At 41.9% G+C, this 2,703-nt stretch carries 4 protein-coding genes and 1 pseudogene; all 5 read right to left on the bottom strand.

The features are described from left to right. Nucleotides 1-95: 95 nt before the first annotated feature. Nucleotides 96-809: pseudogene (locus tag B4W83_RS11660) on the bottom strand (IS66 family transposase); the annotation flags it as partial. Then, a complete protein-coding gene (locus tag B4W83_RS11655) occupies nt 784-990 on the bottom strand; it encodes an IS66 family transposase (protein WP_000653988.1) in 207 nt (68 codons plus the stop codon). The pseudogene B4W83_RS11660 and the gene B4W83_RS11655, both read right to left, overlap by 26 nt. 54 nt (nt 991-1,044) lie before the next feature. Beyond that, on the bottom strand, nt 1,045-1,395 hold the full coding sequence (tnpB, locus tag B4W83_RS11650) for an IS66 family insertion sequence element accessory protein TnpB (RefSeq protein ID WP_023941878.1): 351 nt from the start codon (nt 1,393-1,395) through the stop codon (nt 1,045-1,047). Continuing rightward, nucleotides 1,376-1,561: a hypothetical protein gene (locus B4W83_RS11645; RefSeq protein ID WP_031223047.1), complete on the bottom strand. Its 186-nt coding sequence runs from the start codon at nt 1,559-1,561 to the stop codon at nt 1,376-1,378. Before B4W83_RS11645 ends, tnpB begins: the two co-directional genes overlap by 20 nt. Nucleotides 1,562-1,865: 304 nt before the next feature. Beyond that, on the bottom strand, nt 1,866-2,703 hold an 838-nt coding region (locus B4W83_RS11640; protein WP_142246452.1), incomplete at its 5' end, for a DUF1542 domain-containing protein.

Genomic DNA, 2,703 nt, shown 5'->3' with positions numbered 1-2,703 from the left:
CAGTTTACCAAGCTTAGCGTTGCCTTGCTCCTAAACCTTGGACTGCTATTGCATAGGCAGAACTAGAGGACTAAGGTCCTAAGTTACTGCCGCAACATATCACAATGCACATAGCCAGAATAATCTCCTAGGAATTCTTGTACTACTGAACCACTCCGACGCTGATCATGGTGGTAAAGCCTAATCCCTTGTTTCTCTGATTTTCCAGACAAAAAAGTCCAATAGTAGGTCAGATGGCTATCACTCTCTAGCACCCTATAAGAAGTTTCATCCGCATGAAGTAAGGGCTGAGTCAATAGTCTCTCTCGCAAGAGGTTATAGAGGGGCTCCAAATAGTATTGACTCGCCTTGATATGCCAATTAGAGATTTCCTTACGTGTGATTGGTAAACCCATCCTAGCCCAATCTTCTTCTTGGCGATAATTGGGTACCTTCAGATTAAACTTCTGATGGATGGTGTGAGCGATAATAGAAGCTGAGCCAAGGCTATGCGCCAAAGGGGCTTTAGGAATAGGAGCTTTCACAATTTTATCACTCGGATTTTTCTCACTGCATGCTTGGCATTTGTAAGAGTGTTGGATATGATCTATGCGTTTTAATTGCGCAGGAATAAAGACTAATTCTTGGCCTTGAAGACTCGCTCCAATCTCTTTTAGCTCTCCCTGACAGTCAGGGCAAATGCAATCCTCTAAGCGATGATGAACTTCTTCTGAATCGAATTGGGCAAGAAGAGCTTGACGTTTTCCTTTAGCTTTCTTACGTTTATAGGTGATTTCTTCTCTTTCAACTGGGAACCTCTCCATCTTCATCAGATGAAGCTTCCTCCTCAAAAAGGCTGACTTGTCCAGATGGACAAACACTTTTCTCAGAGGATTTTCCATAGAGCTTTTGCGTTAGATAAGCCACTTGTTCACGAAGAAGGGCAAGTTCATTGGTGAGACTATCAATTGTAGCACTCTGTTGTTGAATGATTTTTAATAAGTCTTTCATCGTCTTCCCCTCCTTGTTTTCTAACTTTATTATACTAAAAAGAAAGTCCTCATTTCAATAGAAATCACGACTTTCTGATGAATTTATTTTTGGAGTGATAGAAAAGCCCTTCATCAGCCAGTCTACTTGTTCAGGTGTGAGAGCTTTGACATCCTTTTCTGTACTTGGCCAAGTCAACTTACCGTTCTCAAAGCGTTTATATAGTAGCCAAAATCCTTGACCATCCCAGTAAAGGGCTTTAAAGCGGTCTTTACGTCCACCACAAAAGAGAAAGACTTGACCTGAGAAAGGATCCAATTCAAAGTGGGTTTTAATGAGATAAGCCAGTGAATCAATGCCTTGTCTCATATCCGTTTTCCCACATACGAGATAGACCTGCCCTAGGCTAGATAGATGAATTGTCATAGAGCAACACCTTATCCAAAAGCTCTTCTATCATTTCGAGATTGAGAGATTGAAAAAAACTTACTTCAAGCTTGCCAATACGAATTTTAAGCAGAATATCATTTCTCTTTTTAGAATCAAAACGACGAGATTGTGGAATCTCTACAGGAACAATAGGTTGTGGCATTAAAATATCCTCCAATAGTTTTACTTTACTAATAGTATACAGGAGGTCTTCCATGAATGATAGATACCTTGTTATGACGCGCTTACTATCCATCAACAGAGAGAAGGACGACAAAAAAGAAAGGACAAAATTTGTCCTTTCTGAATCTTAGCTAACTTCCATCTACTACAGTTGGCAAAGAGGCTTCTTCACTATCCGCTATAGGGTGAGTATATCCAGCTAATGTGTAGGTTACCCTAGTTCTTTTTAATTGATAAAGATTTTTGCATGTGAAGGCTATTGAGAATCAAATAGAATCATCTACTTAAGCTTCTTCATCATCTTTTTTCTTTTTAGAAAAGAGTAAACCGACTGCTCCAAAGATTGATAGAAGTCCTAGAGCAGCTGTAGTGCTATCTGATCGACTACCAGTATTAGGTAATGCTGCTTCCTTAGCTTTGTCCTTAGCCTTGTCTTTAGCCACTGGGTTAACTGCTGCTACTGCGGCAATTCCGTCTGCTTGCGCTTTGTCCACGCCTGCTTGGTCGCTTGCTGCGTCAATGGCTTGGATAGCTTGGTTCGCTGCCGCTTTAGCTTGTTCCTTAGCCGCTGCTTTTTCTGCATCTGAAAGTTGTGCGTTCGCATCAATCTCGGCTTCTTTTTCCTTAAGCTTAGCTGCTACTGCTGCCTTAGCTTTGTCCTTAGCCACTGGGTTAACTGCTGCTACTGCGGCAATTCCGTCTGCTTGCGCTTTATCTACGCCTGCTTGGTCGCTTGCTGCGTCAATGGCTTGGATAGCTTTGTCCGCTGCTTGCTTAGCTCGATCTTTAGCTGCATCCTTTTCTTCTTTTGTTGCATTTGGAGTGTTGTCAATTGCTGCTAATTTATCTGCTAATTTTTTCGCTAAGTCTGCTTTAGCAGCTTTCTTAAGAGCTTCTAAGTCACCATTTGTGTGGACGCCTTCAATGGCTGTTACACCTGCTGTTTTAGCTTCGGCTACTTTATCAGCGTCTTCTGCTGAGTCAATCTTAGCTTCGGCAGCTTTTCGTGCTTCTTCTACAGCTTGTTCTTTCTCAGCACGTTGCGCTGCTGTTAAGCTCTTATCTGCTGCGATGGCTGCTTTTTCTGCTTGCGCTGCTTTTTCTAAGTCTGCTTTAGCAGCT

The sequence above is a fragment of the Streptococcus pseudopneumoniae ATCC BAA-960 = CCUG 49455 genome, from assembly GCF_002087075.1.
GTDB lineage: Bacteria > Bacillota > Bacilli > Lactobacillales > Streptococcaceae > Streptococcus > Streptococcus pseudopneumoniae.
Note: the sequence above shows the minus strand (reverse complement) of the source record. Positions and strands in the feature narration are given on the sequence as shown.